At 34.2% G+C, this 16,463-nt stretch carries 12 protein-coding genes, 1 tRNA gene and 7 pseudogenes; 12 read left to right on the top strand and 8 right to left on the bottom strand.

The window, feature by feature from the left end; genetic code table 11:
- Positions 1 to 251 (bottom strand): transposase (locus CHV_RS00005; RefSeq protein WP_191321612.1); only part of this gene is annotated, 251 nt, incomplete at its 3' end.
- A 116-nt stretch (positions 252 to 367) separates the two neighbouring features.
- Between CHV_RS00005 and CHV_RS00010 the strand changes: the two are divergent.
- Positions 368 to 703, top strand: a pseudogene (locus tag CHV_RS00010) (transposase); the annotation flags it as partial.
- 129 nt (positions 704 to 832) lie between these two features.
- Here CHV_RS00010 and CHV_RS00015 read toward each other — a convergent pair.
- The gene (locus CHV_RS00015; RefSeq protein WP_034576245.1) at positions 833 to 1,315 is read right to left on the bottom strand and encodes a hypothetical protein; all 483 of its coding nucleotides are present in this window, start codon (positions 1,313 to 1,315) and stop codon (positions 833 to 835) included.
- Between the two features lie 436 nt (positions 1,316 to 1,751).
- Between CHV_RS00015 and CHV_RS05485 the strand changes: the two genes are divergently transcribed.
- From CHV_RS05485 to CHV_RS05060, 7 genes and pseudogenes are all read left to right on the top strand, one after another.
- Complete coding sequence (locus CHV_RS05485; RefSeq protein ID WP_156933577.1) at positions 1,752 to 1,904, top strand: hypothetical protein; 153 nt, start codon at positions 1,752 to 1,754, stop codon at positions 1,902 to 1,904.
- A 214-nt stretch (positions 1,905 to 2,118) separates the two neighbouring features.
- Positions 2,119 to 2,613 (top strand): transposase, encoded by a 495-nt coding sequence (locus CHV_RS00020; protein ID WP_223245647.1) that lies wholly within the window; start codon positions 2,119 to 2,121, stop codon positions 2,611 to 2,613.
- A gap of 141 nt (positions 2,614 to 2,754) precedes the next feature.
- Positions 2,755 to 3,789, top strand: a complete 1,035-nt coding sequence (pdhA, locus tag CHV_RS00025; protein ID WP_034576992.1) for a pyruvate dehydrogenase (acetyl-transferring) E1 component subunit alpha — start codon at positions 2,755 to 2,757, stop codon at positions 3,787 to 3,789.
- A 5-nt stretch (positions 3,790 to 3,794) separates the two neighbouring features.
- Complete coding sequence (locus CHV_RS00030; RefSeq protein ID WP_051602092.1) at positions 3,795 to 4,481, top strand: tetratricopeptide repeat protein; 687 nt, start codon at positions 3,795 to 3,797, stop codon at positions 4,479 to 4,481.
- A gap of 23 nt (positions 4,482 to 4,504) precedes the next feature.
- Positions 4,505 to 6,214, top strand: coding sequence for a single-stranded-DNA-specific exonuclease RecJ (recJ, locus tag CHV_RS00035; protein ID WP_034576246.1), 1,710 nt, complete (start codon positions 4,505 to 4,507; stop codon positions 6,212 to 6,214).
- 133 nt (positions 6,215 to 6,347) lie between these two features.
- Positions 6,348 to 6,791: an ankyrin repeat domain-containing protein gene (locus CHV_RS00040; RefSeq protein ID WP_051602093.1), complete on the top strand. Its 444-nt coding sequence runs from the start codon at positions 6,348 to 6,350 to the stop codon at positions 6,789 to 6,791.
- Between the two features lie 114 nt (positions 6,792 to 6,905).
- A pseudogene (locus tag CHV_RS05060) lies at positions 6,906 to 8,317 on the top strand (IS5 family transposase).
- Between the two features lie 20 nt (positions 8,318 to 8,337).
- Here the strand turns inward: CHV_RS05060 and CHV_RS05490 are convergent.
- Together CHV_RS05490 and CHV_RS00050 are read right to left on the bottom strand one after the other, a co-directional pair.
- Positions 8,338 to 8,645 (bottom strand): annotated as a pseudogene (locus tag CHV_RS05490) (hypothetical protein); the annotation flags it as partial.
- Between the two features lie 16 nt (positions 8,646 to 8,661).
- A tRNA-Arg gene (locus tag CHV_RS00050) sits at positions 8,662 to 8,733 on the bottom strand.
- Positions 8,734 to 9,154: 421 nt separating this feature from the next.
- Here CHV_RS00050 and CHV_RS05495 point away from each other — a divergent pair.
- Positions 9,155 to 9,420: pseudogene (locus tag CHV_RS05495) on the top strand (IS982 family transposase); the annotation flags it as partial.
- A gap of 10 nt (positions 9,421 to 9,430) precedes the next feature.
- Here CHV_RS05495 and CHV_RS05500 read toward each other — a convergent pair.
- A pseudogene (locus tag CHV_RS05500) lies at positions 9,431 to 9,577 on the bottom strand (IS5/IS1182 family transposase); the annotation flags it as partial.
- 101 nt (positions 9,578 to 9,678) lie between these two features.
- Between CHV_RS05500 and CHV_RS05065 the strand changes: the two are divergent.
- Positions 9,679 to 10,560 (top strand): annotated as a pseudogene (locus CHV_RS05065) (IS982 family transposase).
- A gap of 18 nt (positions 10,561 to 10,578) precedes the next feature.
- Here the strand turns inward: CHV_RS05065 and CHV_RS05805 are convergent.
- From CHV_RS05805 to CHV_RS00070, 3 genes and pseudogenes are all read right to left on the bottom strand, one after another.
- Positions 10,579 to 11,631: pseudogene (locus CHV_RS05805) on the bottom strand (IS5 family transposase); the annotation flags it as partial.
- Positions 11,632 to 12,056: 425 nt separating this feature from the next.
- The gene (locus CHV_RS00065; protein WP_223245648.1) at positions 12,057 to 12,569 is read right to left on the bottom strand and encodes an HIT family protein; all 513 of its coding nucleotides are present in this window, start codon (positions 12,567 to 12,569) and stop codon (positions 12,057 to 12,059) included.
- Positions 12,570 to 12,747: 178 nt separating this feature from the next.
- Positions 12,748 to 13,827, bottom strand: a complete 1,080-nt coding sequence (locus tag CHV_RS00070) for an Mrp/NBP35 family ATP-binding protein (protein WP_034576247.1) — start codon at positions 13,825 to 13,827, stop codon at positions 12,748 to 12,750.
- A gap of 528 nt (positions 13,828 to 14,355) precedes the next feature.
- Between CHV_RS00070 and CHV_RS00075 the strand changes: the two genes are divergently transcribed.
- A complete protein-coding gene (locus CHV_RS00075) occupies positions 14,356 to 15,024 on the top strand; it encodes a hypothetical protein (RefSeq protein ID WP_191321613.1) in 669 nt (222 codons plus the stop codon).
- Between the two features lie 18 nt (positions 15,025 to 15,042).
- A protein-coding gene (gene prfB / locus CHV_RS00080; RefSeq protein WP_223245649.1) for a peptide chain release factor 2 occupies positions 15,043 to 16,117 on the top strand; the annotation gives its coding sequence in 2 pieces (ribosomal slippage) (positions 15,043 to 15,099 and positions 15,101 to 16,117; 1,074 coding nt in all).
- Positions 16,118 to 16,463 lie beyond the last annotated feature (346 nt).

The raw sequence follows: 16,463 nt of genomic DNA on the forward strand, positions 1-16,463 counted from the left end.
ACCCATCTAACCACTACTTGTTCATCAGAAATATTATACATATGACTGATAATGAGAAGACCTATAATTAAACGAATAGGCAAAGGAGGTTGACCAGGTCCATAGCTAAAACCGCGGTCTAAATCTGATGATAAGGAGTGAAAAGGAATCGAATCAGATAACTGGAATAATGGATGTTTCGGGTTGAGAAAACTAGATAAGCGTTGCTCAAACAAACGCTCAAGGCTATTATTTATTTTCTTAGATTTCATCCTTATTTTGCAAGCTTTTTTATACAAAACAACCTAAAAACTGGTTATTAACCATATATAAATTTAACCTATTTATTTGCTGATTAACAAATAATTATATGGTATTTCAGGGCCGACTATGTAAAAATTTGATCGGAAAAGTATTTGCTGATAAAGGCTACTTGAGTAAAGAATTATTTGAAAAACTTATGGGAAAAGGCATAGAACTGATTACTCAAATCAGAAAAAATATGAAAAATGCTTTCATGCCTATCTGGGATAGGCTAATGCTTCGAAAGAGATCTATCATTGAAACCATTATCGATCAGCTTAAAAATATTAGTCAGATAGAACACTCCAGGCATAGAAGTATACCTAATTTTATTGTCAATTTAATAGCTGGTATTACAGCTTATTCACTAAAAGAGAAAAAACCGGCTATAGCTAATATATATACAACTGGTTTACAATAAGTCTAATCCGAAACTCACGTTATTAACGTCAATTCTGGATTAGAGTTAATGTAAACCAGTTATATATATTAGATATAGAGTGAGTATTTTTATACTCTAAATCAGAGTTTTTATAAACTTTTCTCCGTCTTAATCTTGTTGAATTTGTTCGTTCTGTAAAGTTTGTTTTTGACTTTTCTCTTTAATCAAATCTTCCATCTGCTCAGCCCATTCCTCTTTATCAGTGGAGTCTGTCCTTACAATATCATCTGTAACTATTATAGAAACTATAGGATCATTTTCCATTGGTAGATTAGATGGTTGTAGTTTACAATAGGTACTGTTTTCACATTGATCTATAACATTTTCTTCTTCACTAGTTTGATCCACGATTTTATCATCTGAATATGGGTAGATGGGATTATCTTTTTCTATTGCATCAGCTAGGAAATTGTTAGGAGTTATCTCTTTTTCAGAGATACCATTTGCCTCTTTCGTAATAGGATCTGCTTTACTATTGACTGACCAATATTTTTTTTCGACTGATTTAAAACAGGCGGTTCCATTTAAAACCATTATTCCATACCATGCTAAAATTAAAACAATTTTTTTTGAGTAAGTGATAGGTTTCATATAAGTTATTAATTTATACTATAGTCATTTTTAGGGGGGGTACCTATTTTCCTAAACCAAGCCTTAGCTTAGACCATCTAGTGATCGTTCAACTACGAACCAACCAAAAACGGCTCTATAAGTAGTTTATGTAATCAATGTAAATAAATTAATTGTATTAACGTGAGCTCAGGATTAGATTTTAAGAAATGTTAGTTAAAAAAAGTAGTGGACTGATTTTTAAGACAAATTTTTAGGAATTTTACTAGTAATTCATTTAGAATTATCTAACATAAACTATAATATATATATTTAATACTGATTATCAAAATAAAAATAATAACATATCTAGATTATACAGAAATAAGAGTCTTTTGCTTTAAGTGTCGTACGTGTAAATATTTTTAAGACTTTCTATCTTGTATAGATATTAAACTTTAAACTTATAAATATTGAAATGAAAAAGACACCAAAAGACGGAATAAGCAAGGCTATAGAAGTACTTCTATCCTCAGGGGTAGATTTATCTACTCTTTTTGATCAAGGAGGCTTGCTCAAGGAATTAGTCGTCCCTGAAATACTATATAACTATTTGTTAATCAGCAAATAAGTTGCTAAATTTGTATTATTTAATCACCAGTTTTAGAGTTGTTTTGTATAAAAAACTTGCAAAATAAGGATGAAATCTAAGAAAATAAATAATAGTCTTGCTCGTCTGTTTGAGCAGCGCTTATCTAGTTTTCTTAACTCCAAACATTCTTTATTCCAGTTGTCTGATTCGATTCTATAGTGGACCGAAAAAACTGGACAAGAAATGAGTTAAAATGTTTCCTATTTTAGTAGTTTTACTGTTTCAAGATGGATTTTATCAAATGGGAAGAAAAAAGGTCAGAAAATTTAGTTCAGTAGAGAAGACTAAAATAGTCTTAGATTTCTTGAAAGAAGAATTAACGTTAGTAGAGTTATCATCCAAATATGGAGTAACAACCAAAGCACTTCAAAATTGGAAACATCAGTTTATGGAAAATGCCTCTTTGGCTTTTGACCCATCCAAAGTTGTTAGTGTATACAAAGATGAAATAAGTCATCTTAAGGATGAAAATGATGCTTTAGCCAAGGCATTAGGTAAAACTACAGTTAAGAGAGATTGGGCGGTGGGAAGGCTAAAGAGCTTGGACTTATTAAGTAAAAAGGGTCTTGTCGAATCCAAGCTTGTTCATCTACCTAAGGCAAGACAGTGTAAGTTATTATCCATTAACCGTTCTTTTCTATATTATAAATCTAGTATAGAGGATACTTTTAATAGAGAGGAGCAATAACACGGAAAAAAGTCTACGATTTCTTGTCCGGGTTTTTCGGTCCACTATAGTACCAATCCTTCTAAATTTTTAGCAAAGTTAAACCAACAGCGGTTTGCTAAAGCACAAAAATATATCAAATGATTACAATCAAGTATGACCATGGTCTCATCAACTATAGATAAAGCATCATCTACAGTATCCCCTATTGACACAGCAGATCTTTGCCATTTTTACAAGAAATGGTATAAGATCATGTGGCTGATTCGTAAATTTGAAGATAAGGCAGCCCAACTTTATGGGCAGCAAAAAATTCGAGGATTTTGCCACCTGTATACAGGACAGGAGGCCTGCATAGCTGGTGCGGTTACAGCACTACGCCAGGGAGATAAATACATTACGGCTTACCGTGACCATGCCCATCCCCTTGCATTGGGGAGTTGTCCAGACCATGTAATGGCGGAACTTTATGGTAAAGCTACTGGTGTTTCTAAAGGATATGGCGGCTCCATGCATATCTTCGATAAATCCTGTCACTTTTTAGGTGGACACGGTATTGTTGGTGGGCAAGTGCCGTTAGGAGTTGGTATTGCGTTTGCTGAGCAATATAAAAAAACAGGTTATCTTTGTATAACCTATATGGGTGATGGTGCAGTACGTCAAGGTGCTATCCATGAAGCTTTTAACTTGGCCATGCTCTATCGTTTACCCATTATTTTTGTAATTGAAAACAATGGATATGCAATGGGTACTTCAGTAGAACGAAGTTCTAATGTTACGGAACTCTATCGATTGGGTAGCAGCTATGGTATGGATGCAGCCCGCGTAGATGGGTTATCTGTAGAAGCCGTACACTGTGCTGTGGAAGAATCAGCTATAAAAGCTAGAAACGGTATACCAAGCTTGCTGGAGTTGGTAACCTATCGTTATAAAGGCCACTCTATGTCTGATCCTGCTGGCTATCGTACTAAAAAAGAGGTAGAAGCCTATAAAGAACAAGATCCTATTCTTAAGCTTAAAGCATTGATCTTAGGAAAGAAAGTGGCAGATACAACCACATTAGAGGCGATTGAGTGCAAGGTCAAAGATCAGATTGCACAAGCAGTCGCTTTTGCTGAGACATCTCCTTTTCCAGATCCAGCAACTGCCTATCATTACGTTTACAAACAAATTGACTATCCATTTCTTCAGTATTAAATGCTATGAAAATAATAGACATAAATAGTATTCCTAGAAATCCCTTAGAAGATGACAAAGCAAAGGCTAACCCACTATCTTTAAAGCGTAACAAACGAAAATGGTATGTCATTGGCTTTTGCATGACCTTTCTTTCTATTGTCGCTTTGCTCGGATTTTTTTATCTAAGAGAAAGAAACAATGTAAAGGCACAAGATGATATTTTTCAAGCAATCTATCATTTTGAAGCCGGTGATTTTGATAAAGCGCTTAAAGGTAAAGAAAGTCATAAAGGTTTTTTAGAAGTCATTGAACAATATCCTTATACTAAAACGGCCAATATAGCTTGTTTTTATGCGGGAATTGCCTACATGCACCAAAAGGAATATGAAAAAGCCCGCTCTTTTTTAAGTAGATTTAAGGTCAAAGATTATATTTTACAAGCCCGTTCTTGGTCTGTAATCGGTGATAGCTACAGTGAACAAAAAAATTATAAACAAGCAGCTGCCTATTATATAAAGGCCGCTCGTTATAGGCCAAACACTGTATATACACCTGGTTATTTGGTTAAAGCAGCCATTGCTTTTGAGGCAGATGAGCAATATGAAAATGGCTATCGTTGCTACCAAGAGATTGCAGAAAAATATTCAACCTCTTTGTATGGTAGTGGTTTGGCTATTAAAGAAGCCAGTCGTTTATCAGCCTTTTTGTAAATGGATTAATTGCTATTGCATGTATGCAGAAACGTTGGGTGATTCAGTCTTTTAAGCCATATGATAAGGTGGCAGCTTTGGACAAAATACTCGGTACGCCCTCTGCTATTTCAACTGTTTTAGTAGACAGAGAGATAGAAACTTTTGAAGCAGCTAGGCATTTTTTTCGTCCTGCTTTAGAACAGTTGTATGATCCTTTTTTAATGCAAGGCATGGAACGTGCTGTAGCCCGTTTGCATCAAGCCTTAACCAAAAAAGAAAAAATATTAATTTATGGTGACTATGATGTAGATGGTACGACAGCTGTGGCTATGGTCTATGGTTTCCTTCAGACATTGCCTGGTGCAGCAGTAAGTTATTATGTCCCAGATCGTATAGTGGAAGGCTATGGAGTTTCCATGCAAGCGATAGAAAAAGCCCATCAAGATGGCATCAAACTTATCGTTACCTTAGACTGTGGTATAAAAGCCCATCGACCGATTGCGCTAGCAGTTGAACGGGGCATGGATGTGATCGTTTGTGACCACCATGAAGTGGGAGATGTTTTGCCACTAGCGTATGAAATTTTAAATCCCAAGCAACCAGGTTGTTGTTATCCTTTTAAAGAATTATCAGGTTGTGGTATAGGTTTTAAACTATTACAAGCCTTTTGTAGCTACTGTGGCTTAAAATCTGCAACCCTTTATGGTTACTTAGACCTTGTAGCAGTTAGTACCGCTTGCGACATAGTCCCATTGGTAGATGAAAATAGGATTTTAGCCTATTTTGGCCTCAAACAATTGGCTACTCAGCCTCGTCCAGGTCTACAAGCATTAATAGAGTTGGGAGGGTTAACTACTACCATTACCATTTCAGATATTGTTTTTAAAATAGGCCCGCGGATTAATGCAGCTGGACGTATGAGCCATGCTTCTTTGGCGGTTCAGCTACTTATCGAACAGGATCTAGTAAAAGCCTATCATTTAGCGCAGTCTATTGATCAACAAAACCTCTTGCGCCAATCGCTTGACCATACCATTACACAAGAAGCCCTGGCCATGATAGAAAATAAAACCCATCTAAGCAAGAGTAATGTGCTTTTTAAGCCAGATTGGCATAAAGGTATTGTTGGTATTGTAGCTTCCCGCTGCATTGAACAATGTTATAGGCCTACCGTGGTTTTAACACTTTCTGATGGTAAAGCTACTGGTTCTGCTCGTTCCATATCTGGGTATAATATCTATGAAGCCATTTCAGCCTGTAGTGGGCTTTTAGATCAATATGGTGGACATGCTTTTGCGGCAGGTCTTACCATGCCACTAGCCCATGTAGCTAAATTTCAGAAACAATTTGAAAAAGTAGTATCAGAGACCATAACCGATGATTTGTTAATCCCTCAACAACCCATTGACGCCCTAATCCCTTTTCAGGCCATTACTGAGAAATTTGTAAACATATTGATGCAAATGGCTCCTTTTGGTCCAGGGAATGCTACGCCCATATTTGCTAGTGAGAAAGTTTATGCGCGTAAATTTTATTTAATAAAAGAAAAACATCTTAAGTTAGAACTGTACCAAACAGATTGTTCAGTGTCCTATGAAGCCATAGGATTTGGCTTAGGTAGCTACTTTCCACTTGTTGCAACTGGGAAGCCATTTGCTATAGCCTATACCATAGGATACAATTATTATTTAGGTCATAAATCTTTACAACTTATGGTCAAGGATATTAAGGAAACAGTATATATGGCTTAAACTATAATGCACTGAAAAAACCAGAAGAAATTTAAGGCAACGGAAAGGGAGGAGGAATCTATATAAAATCAAATACAGACGGGACAAAGCCAGTAAAGCTACAATATTATGAGACTATCTAAATAAGGAATAAATGTATAAAAACATAATAAAGTTTATAAGCTCTTTAAATTCGTTTTTTAGAAAAAAAATTAGTAATGATCTACATATAGCGTCTAAAAATGGTGATATAGATTTAGTAAAAACGTTGCTAAAAAAAGAAAGCATTGAAGTAAATTCCAAGAGTGATAAGTATGATAGTACCCCTCTTCATTTGGCCTCAGATGAAGGTCACCTAGAAGTGGTTAAAATGTTATTACAAGCTAAGGATATTGATATTAATCAAAAAGATTGCTTTGGTAGCACCCCTCTTCATTTGGCCTCACGTGAGGGTTATTTAGAAGTAGTTAGATTATTACTGGAAGCTAAAGACATTGACGTCAATCAAAGAGATATTATTGACGATAATACTCCCCTTCATTTGGCCTCACGTGAAGGTCATGTAGAAGTGGTTAAATTATTACTGCAACCTATCTAGTCGGCCCTGAAATACCATATAATTATTTGTTAATCAGCAAATAAATGGTTAAATTTATATATGGTTAATAACCAGTTTTTAGGTTGTTTTGTATAAAAAGCTTGCAAAATAAGGATGAAATCTAAGAAAATAAATAATAGCCTTGAGCGTTTGTTTGAGCAACGCTTATCTAGTTTTCTCAACCCGAAACATCCATTATTCCAGTTATCTGATTCGATTCCTTTTCACTCCTTATCATCAGATTTAGACCGCGGTTTTAGCTATGGACCTGGTCAACCTCCTTTGCCTATTCGTTTAATTATAGGTCTTCTCATTATCAGTCATATGTATAATATTTCTGATGAACAAGTAGTGGTTAGATGGGTAGAAAACCCTTATTGGCAATACTTTTGTGGATATGATTATTTTCAGTTTAAGATGCCTTGTAACCCCAGTTCATTGACCCGTTGGCGCCATAGATTAGGTCAAGAAGGTCTCAATAAGATTTTATCTATGACTATAGACTTAGCGCTAAAAAAAAAAGTAGTAGACCCGAAAAGAACTTAGAAAAAGTTATAGCTGATACTACTGTAATGGAGAAAAATATCCGTTACCCAACTGACTCTTCTTTGCTTAATAAATCCAGAGAAAAATTGGTCAGTATAGCCAAGAAAACAGGTATTAAACTGCGTCAAACTTATCAGCGTTTAGGTCTATCTATCAAACGTAAAGTTGATTGCTATGCTCATGCTAAACAGTATAAACGTTTATCTAAAGGCATTAAAACATTAAAAACCTATCTTGGTAGAGTAGTCAGAGATGTAGAACGTTCTATACAATCCTCTGATGATCTAATACGGAATCAATTTACCAATCTACTATCTATAAGTAAAAAACTTATAAACCAATCAAAAAAAGTAAAGATAAAATTTATAGCATCCATGAACCATCCGTCTACTGTGTAAGTAAAGGTAAGTCTAAACATCCTTATGAGTTTGGTTGCAAGGTACAATTTACAGTAACGCATAAAAAAGGTTTAATTGTTTCAACAGAAGCAATACATCCTAATGCTTACGATGGCCATACTTTGCAGAAGAGTTTATTACAAGCCGAGCAATTATCTGGTACCAAAGTAAAGTATGCTTTTGTAGATAAAGCCTACCGGGGTAATAATATACCTGTTAGTGAATAGTAATATATTTATAAGTGGTTACTAAAAAGGGGAATAACGCCTGCTACTAAAAAAAGCTAATAAAAAGAAGATCTTCTATTGAACCGCATATTGGTCATATGAAATCCGATGGTAAATTATCTGTTAACTATTTGAAAGGTATTCTAGGAGATAAACTTAACGTTATTTTATGTGCTATTGCTCATAACCTACGACTGATTACAAGAAAGTTATTCTTAACACACTCACAATCACATAAATTAAAACCTATATAATTAAAATTCTTAATCCAAAACCAGTTATACCTATATCTTGGGTAGGAAAAATAGAGCGCCTGCTAAACCATAAATATTGTAAAAAAAGATCCATTCAATAAATTTATTCAAAAATAATATTTCAGGGCCGACTAAATAGCCATCGCTTCTTCTCCCCCCAAAAAAAGCCTATAAGCTGTTTAGCTACATCCTTTGTATTAATCAGATACTTTTTATATATCCTTCATGTTTTAGGTGCAGTTCATGAATATCACAAAATAGACGAGATATTCATATCACAGCTGACTTTTTTGTTGGTTTTTTGAGTTTATTAGGAACAGTAGCCTTATGCTGTATCAAAGATTGATGTAACCAAAGCTCACTAAAGCTATAGACCATTAGACATAGCGTCATAACGATCATCAAAGCTTCTATACGACTTTCTTTTTCAGGCCACTATATAGGGTGGTCTCGGCAGGAATCGAACCTGCATCAAAAGTTTAGGAAACTTCTATTCTATCCGTTGAACTACGAAACCATTTTCCCCCTAATTTAGGCCATTGTTGGCTTTTTTTCAACTGTATAAGACACCATCTGCGTTAAAAATATAATGAATACAAAAGGCTCCATACAATCTGAGACCATTCCAACGGACTTTTAATTTTTATCATAAACTATGTGACTATACATCACTCCATGGGTATGAAACAAAAGTCTGATAATCAATATTATAAAAACATACTTTTTTGATGAACCTATGGTTTTAAATTTATAAATGATTACATATAACTCATATTCCGCACCAGAAAATATTTGCTTATTTAATTATTTTCTACTGATTCATAATGTTTTATAACGTGAGTTCTGGATTAGACAGTAAAAAAAGGATTTAAAAAAGCTCCTTTGTGTTTTAAATTTGAGGGATTGAAAAATAACCATAAAAACCAAAGGAGCCACTTATGAATGTATCAAAATTAGTTGAAATATATTACGTTGTTGATGAATTTCTTATAAAATTTATGCCTTATATGGAAAAAAGTTTCTAACTACCTCTGAGAGGAAACCCACTAGAATATGCTCACTGACTTTGAGCGAAATAATGACCATATTAATTGCTTTTCATGTAATTGGGTTTAGAAATTTTAAGATGTATTATCTTCATTTACAGCAATTTCATGCAAGTGAGTTTAGAAATTTAGTAAGTTATACTAGATTTATAGCCCTATATAGTGTCGTCATAAGAAGTTAGCCCATAGATGGATACATCTAATTTGGACAGCTGCCAAGAATGATGCTGTGTTTTTTGCATACCTAGTGGAGATTCCTCTCCATTGCTTAATTTTGAGAAACATATTTTCAACAAGATGTCGGAATTTATATACGTCAGTTTTGGATTAGAAATTAAGAAAAGAGTATAAAAAGCTCCTTTGTGTTTTAAATTTGTGGGATTGAAAAATAATCATAAAAACCAAAGGAGCCGGATATGAATGTATCAAAATTAGTTGAAATATATTACGCTGTTGATGAATTTCTTATAAAATTTATGCCTTATATGGAATCACATTTGTTACCTACTTCAGATAGAAAACCTACTAGAACATGTTCACTGACTTTGAGCGAAATAATAGACAATATTAATTGCTTTTCATGTAATTGGCTTTAAGTAATTTTAAGTTGTATTATATTCATTTACAACTAATTTCATTCTAATGACTTTTGCAAGTTAGTAAGCTATAGTAGATTTATATCCCTAGTTCAAAGAACAGTAGTTCCATTTTACTTTTTTTCTCAAAGTCTTTCTAAAACGAGAACAGGCTGTTATTTTATGGATTCAACCGCTATAAAGGTTTGTAATATAAAAAGAGCTTATGCTCATAAAGTATTTAAGACAATTGCTAGTAAAGGTAAAACTACTACTGGATGGTTTTACGGAATCAAATTAAACTTGATTGTCAATGATTTAGGAGAAATTATGAATTTTTCTCTTACTACAGGTAAGTCCAATGATAGATGGCCAGTAGAAAACTTATGTAAAAATTTGATCGGAAAAGTATTTGCTGATAAAGGCTACTTGAGTAAAGAATTATTTGAAAAACTTATGGGAAAAGGCATAGAACTGATTACTCAAATCAAGAAAAAATATAGAAAAATGCTTTCATGCCTATCTGGGATAGGCTAATGCTTCGAAAGAGATCTATCATTGAAACCATTATCGATCAGACTTAAAAATATTAGTCAGATAGAACACTCCAGGCATAGAAGTATACCTAATTTTATTGTCAATTTAATAGCTGGTATTACAGCTTATTCACTAAAAGAGAAAAAACCGGCTATAGATAATATATATACAACTGGTTTACAATAAGTCTAATCCGAAACTCACGTTAACAGGTATATTATTACCCCGGTAGGCTTTATCTACAAAAGCATACTTTACTTTGGTACCAGATAATTGCTCGGCTTGTAATAAACTCTTCTGCAAAGTATGGCCATCGTAAGCATTAGGATGTATTGCTTCTGTTAGAAACAATTTAAACCTTTTTTATGTCGTTACTGTAAATTGTACCTTGCAACCAAACTCATAAGGATGTTTAGACTTACCTTTACTTACACAGTAGACGGATGGTTCATGGATGCTATAAATTTTATCTTTACTTTTTTTGATTGGTTTATAAGTTTTTTACTTATAGATAGTAGATTGGTAAATTGATTCCGTATTAGATCATCAGAGGATTGTATAGAACGTTCTACATCTCTGACTACTCTACCAAGATAGGTTTTTAATGTTTTAATGCCTTTAGATAAACGTTTATACTGTTTAGCATGAGCATAGCAATCAACTTTACGTTTGATAGATAGACCTAAACGCTGATAAGTTTGACGCAGTTTAATACCTGTTTTCTTGGCTATACTGACCAATTTTTCTCTGGATTTATTAAGCAAAGAAGAGTCAGTTGGGTAACAGATATTTTTCTCCATTACAGTAGTATCAGCTATAACTTTTTCAAGTTCTTTTCGGGTCACTACTTTTTTTTTAGTCGCTAAGTCTATAGTCATAGATAAAATACTTATTGAGACCTTCTTGACCTAATCTATGGCGCCAACGGGTCAATGAACTGGGGTTACAAGGCATCTTAAACTGAAAATAATCATATCCACAAAAGTATTGCCAATAAGGGTTTTCTACCCATCTAACCACTACTTGTTCATCAGAAATATTATACATATGACTGATAATGAGAAGACCTATAATTAAACGAATAGGCAAAGGAGGTTGACCAGGTCCATAGCTAAAACCGCGGTCTAAATCTGATGCTAAGGAGTGAAAAGGAATCGAATCAGATAACTGGAATAATGGATGTTTCGGGTTGAGAAAACTAGATAAGCGTTGCTCAAACAAACGCTCAAGGCTATTATTTATTTTCTTAGATTTCATCCTTATTTTGCAAGCTTTTTATACAAAACAACCTAAAAACTGGTTATTAACCATATATAAATTTAACCATTTATTTGCTGATTAACAAATAATTATATGGTATTTCAGGGCCGACTATTTATGGCTTAAAAACAAATGTATGGTTTTTTAGAGGGCCGGATTGTCCTTTTTGGGAAAAAGATAAAAAATATTGGTTTACAAATAATGGATGAAGTGCTTAATCTATTATAGAGCTTAACCAAACACAATAAAACATTTCAAAAATTATAAAAAGAAAAAATAAATGAACTCAATACTTTTCATGCGAAGAAAATTTTGATTTGATGGGGAATGTGCGACGAAAAATTTGTTTTTTAACATAGTTCGTTAAAAGTATGTGGTAGGCAGTTTTCTTCATAATGTATCATTGTTGCTTCTAACAAATACTAATTTTTTAAAAAATTAGCTATTTCTGCTAATTTTTCATCTGACTCCCGCGGTGCATCATGAGAAGAAACGTAACCAGGGTATTGATCAAATTTGGTTTTGATCGTGGAAGAAGCCTTCTTCCACGTACCATCCTTGGTGCCATGCAGAGGGATTAATTTGGCATGTAAGTGGTTTACACCATATCCTTCATATATAAGAGCTGTTCTAGCAACGGTTGGGAACTTATGAACCAATAGGTTGGATACCTGTTTAGCTGCTGCCATTAACCCATTGATCTCTTCTAGATCATGATCAAAAATATAGCTAGTCAAGTGGCGTTTAGGTATTACCACTGTAAACCCCTTTGTATTGGGAAATATGGATAAAAAAGCCATATAATCTATCCCTTCCCATATTTTATGACAAGGTGCTTGCCCAGTTATGATTTGACAAAAAATACATTCCTGTCGAAATAGGTCAGTAGGTGCTTGCATAGCGATGCTAGTTAGCTTGTCTTGGCTGATAATCATTTTTCACAACCTTGGAATGCAATATCTAAAGCTTAGCTAAACGGCTATTTAAATATGTAGACCAATGTTACTTTAAATTTAAGCAACAAATTGAAATGCACCAAGCCTATTGTAGCTTCCTGTAAAGACTCTATTGTAATTGTATAAAATTATAGAGGAAGCATAAAATGAATAGCATTCAGTTAACACCATTGGTTGAACAAGGATAGGTAGCATTTTGGATGGCTACTTGTTGTGCTAGTCTTTCCGCAATTTTGTTAAAAGGCTCGATCGTTTGCCCAGATAGGACGCCTACATCTCCCTGTTGGCAGATCATAGGAAGCAATGGAATTTGGCCTAAAAAAGGTATGGATGCTTGTTTTGCCAGTAGCGTGCCTCCATTTTTTCCAAAAATATGATAGAGGTGGGTCCCATCTATTTTTTCTGTTGAGAAGTACGACATATTTTCTATCAATCCCAGTATAGGCACTTTGATCTGTTCCTTTTTAAACATAGCAATCGCCTTTATGGCATCTATTAATGCGATTTTTTGTGGTGTAGTAACCACTACTGCCCCTGTAATAGAAACACTTTGTACCAAAGTAAGGTGAATATCGCTGGTACCAGGGGGTAGGTCAATTAATAAATAGTCTAATACACCCCAATTTGCATCTTGTAATAATTGCTTAAAAGCAGCACTGGCCATGGGCCCACGCCATACAATAGCCTCTTCCATATTGGATAAAAACCCAATAGAAAGCAATTTCACATTATGGCGACTTATAGGTATAATAAAGTTTTTCCCCGCCTCTTTGCCTACAGTTGGTTTAGTGGTTTGGCAACCCCACATCGTCGGAATAGATGGTCCAAATATATCTGCATCTAACAATCCTACATCCGCACCATGGTTGGATAACGCCAGAGCCAAATGGGTAGCAATTGTAGATTTGCCAACGCCCCCCTTACCAGAAGCAACGGCAATAATATTTTTGACACCAGGTAATATAGCGCATTTGGAACGCCCTGAAGTAACTTTTGAGGTAAACTGAATGCTGATTTCAAAATCACTCGTTACAGCTTTACGAATGGCTTGTATACATGCCTGTCTGATTACTTCTTGTAATGGACAAGCTGGGGTAGTCAGTATAATCGTAAAAGAAATGGTAGAACCATTTATATCAAGGTGATCGACCATACCCAATGAAACTAGATCCTGCTTTAAATCGGGGTCATCTACTTTACGTAAAGCTTCTAAAACCTTTTTTTTTAAGGTGTTCATGATGATATGCTTTGGGTTATCTTAGTAGTATCTTTTTTATATACCATAAACCAACCGTATAGAATGATTGACCGGGATCCAAATAATACATTATAGTTTGTTTGAAGTCATTCATCTACTTTGTGACGTCAATAGCTTCCTAATTTATACAAAACAACTGACAAATATTGGCCTCTATTCAAATAGATAAAAAAAATTGGTATAATCTACACCTCTAAATGATAGGCTTAATGCGCCATCCGTTAAGTTCAATAGAGGCTAGATGATGGCTTGCCTTGTCATAGATCAAAATAAATTTTGTAAAATTCCATACATTTGAGTCATTTCAACTGATCCAGTATTATGTGTGTACTTTTCGTGGTTTGTAGGTTGTAAATAAAATAATAGCTATTGTTTAATAGCAATAATATATTTATATATAACTGTCGATGTAGATGAACTTTTCGATATAAACGCCAGCTATTTTTTATTTTTATTTTTTTATTCTTTATGCCGATCCAGCCCCAAAAAGCAAGGTTTATAGTTTTTGTGTTGTTCTTTTTTTTTCAATCTATCTCTAATAGCTTTGCTTTAGGAGTAGATTTTATAGAAAGAGGACATTTTAATGAAGATGGATCTGGTCAATTTAGCATTGAAGTAGATTTAACGAAGACCAGTCATTTAATTTCGGTTATTAAATACTTAAATAAAAATTATAAAGATATAACCAAAGCTATTGGTTATAAAGCATTTAGTAATGCTAGTGCAAAATTTGAAAAAATAGAGGGTATTAGCCACGTAGATGTAACCTATAATGAAAAGATGCTCAAATTTAAGTTGGTGTTTAAATTTAATACACTTCAAGCACTTAATAAAGCGATAGGAAAGCTTAATAAAGGTTTGGATCCTCCTAAGATTACCTATTTTATTCTTGATGATGTGCTTTTTATCCGAGAAGATCTAAATGGTATTGCAAAGAAGCTACTTTTTTACCAGCAATATGATAATTCTTTAGTTAAAAGTTTGGATTTAGCCTTCTTTTTTAAAGAATCCACCTATACAACTATCTATACTTTCTGTAATACAATTCAGGATTATAGTAATCCACTAAGTGAACTTACTAAAGATAAAAAAACCATACGCGTTACCCATCATGTCTTCGCTCCCGATCAAGTAGAATATGCAATAGGCAATCGGCTTCATTTTACAAAAAAGTAGTTTACTAAAGTAAATTTTATGAAAACCAAGTACGCCCACCTAGCAGAAAGAATAGAGGCCTTAAGGGACTTTCTTTGACTATGCTGATAAAAACAGGCAATTACAGTGTTTAGAAGCAGCAGTTGCTTCCCCTTTATTTTGGTCAAACCCATCCGAAGCGCAACAAATTATCCAAAAAATCAAGACTTTAAAAGAAACCATTGATCAATTCAATACCTTACAGACCCAATGGGATGAGCTGCTTTTATTAGAATCTTTATTTGAAGAAGATACAATGGCTCAAGAAGAGCTCTCCCTTGTAGCATCTGGGCTTGTTACTTTATTAGAAGCCGTTGAATTAAAAAAAATGTTGGCTGGAGAAGAGGATCATTTAAATGCCATCATAGATATAAAGCCAGGTGCAGGTGGCACAGAAAGCCAAGATTGGGCCCATATGTTGGTACGTATGTACACCATGTGGGCAGCCAAACAGGGCTATACCGTTAAAGTAATTCATTACCAGCCAGGGGATAATGCTGGTATAAAGGCCGTTACGTTGGAAGTAATCGGTTCTTATGCTTATGGGTACATCAAAGCAGAAGTGGGTATTCATCGACTGGTACGTCTTTCTCCCTTTGATGCGGCCGGTAAAAGACATACCTCCTTTGCTTCCGTATATGCAGCCCCTGTTATTGATGATTCGATAAGAATTGAAATAAATCCTGCTGATCTAAATTGGGATACCTTTCGATCTGGTGGAGCTGGTGGGCAAAATGTTAATAAAGTAGAAACAGCCGTTCGTGTAAAGCATATACCAACTGGAACAATAGTAGAATGCCAACAAGAGCGCTCTCAGCTACAAAATAGAGATAAAGCTTTGCAACTGCTTAAATCTAAGCTCTATCAGCAAGAACTAGAAAAAAGAAGAGCGAAACAACAACAAATAGAACGCAGCAAAAAAAAAATTGAATTTGGCGCTCAAATTAGGAGCTATGTACTACATCCTTATAAGGTTATTAGGGACAACCGAACAGGATATGAACGAAAAGATGTAGAAAATGTGCTAGATGGTGCCATTGATGGCTTTATAAAAGCCTATTTATTACAACCTTAAACTATTCTTTTCGTCCTCAAAAGTCTCTTGAAAAAAATGTCTAAATTTTTTGTATTTAAGCAGCGAGCGACAGAGCCTTTATAACTAATATATGTGTGGCTGATCTACAATAACCCTAATCCAGAGTTCAGGTTAGTAATAAAAATTTTTCTAAATGAAAATTAAAAACAATAAGATTATTATCTTACTCATAATAAATATTATATTGATTTAATGTTCTTATAAAATTGATTTTCATCTGTTTTTTAGATATGGGTATTATACAGTAGTCTACATGGTAATATATTCCGATTAATTTTAATAGATTAAAAGTAAGTTCCTTGGCGGATTTGGTGAAAAGATAGAG

This window comes from Cardinium endosymbiont cBtQ1 of Bemisia tabaci (assembly GCF_000689375.1).
GTDB lineage: Bacteria > Bacteroidota > Bacteroidia > Cytophagales > Amoebophilaceae > Cardinium.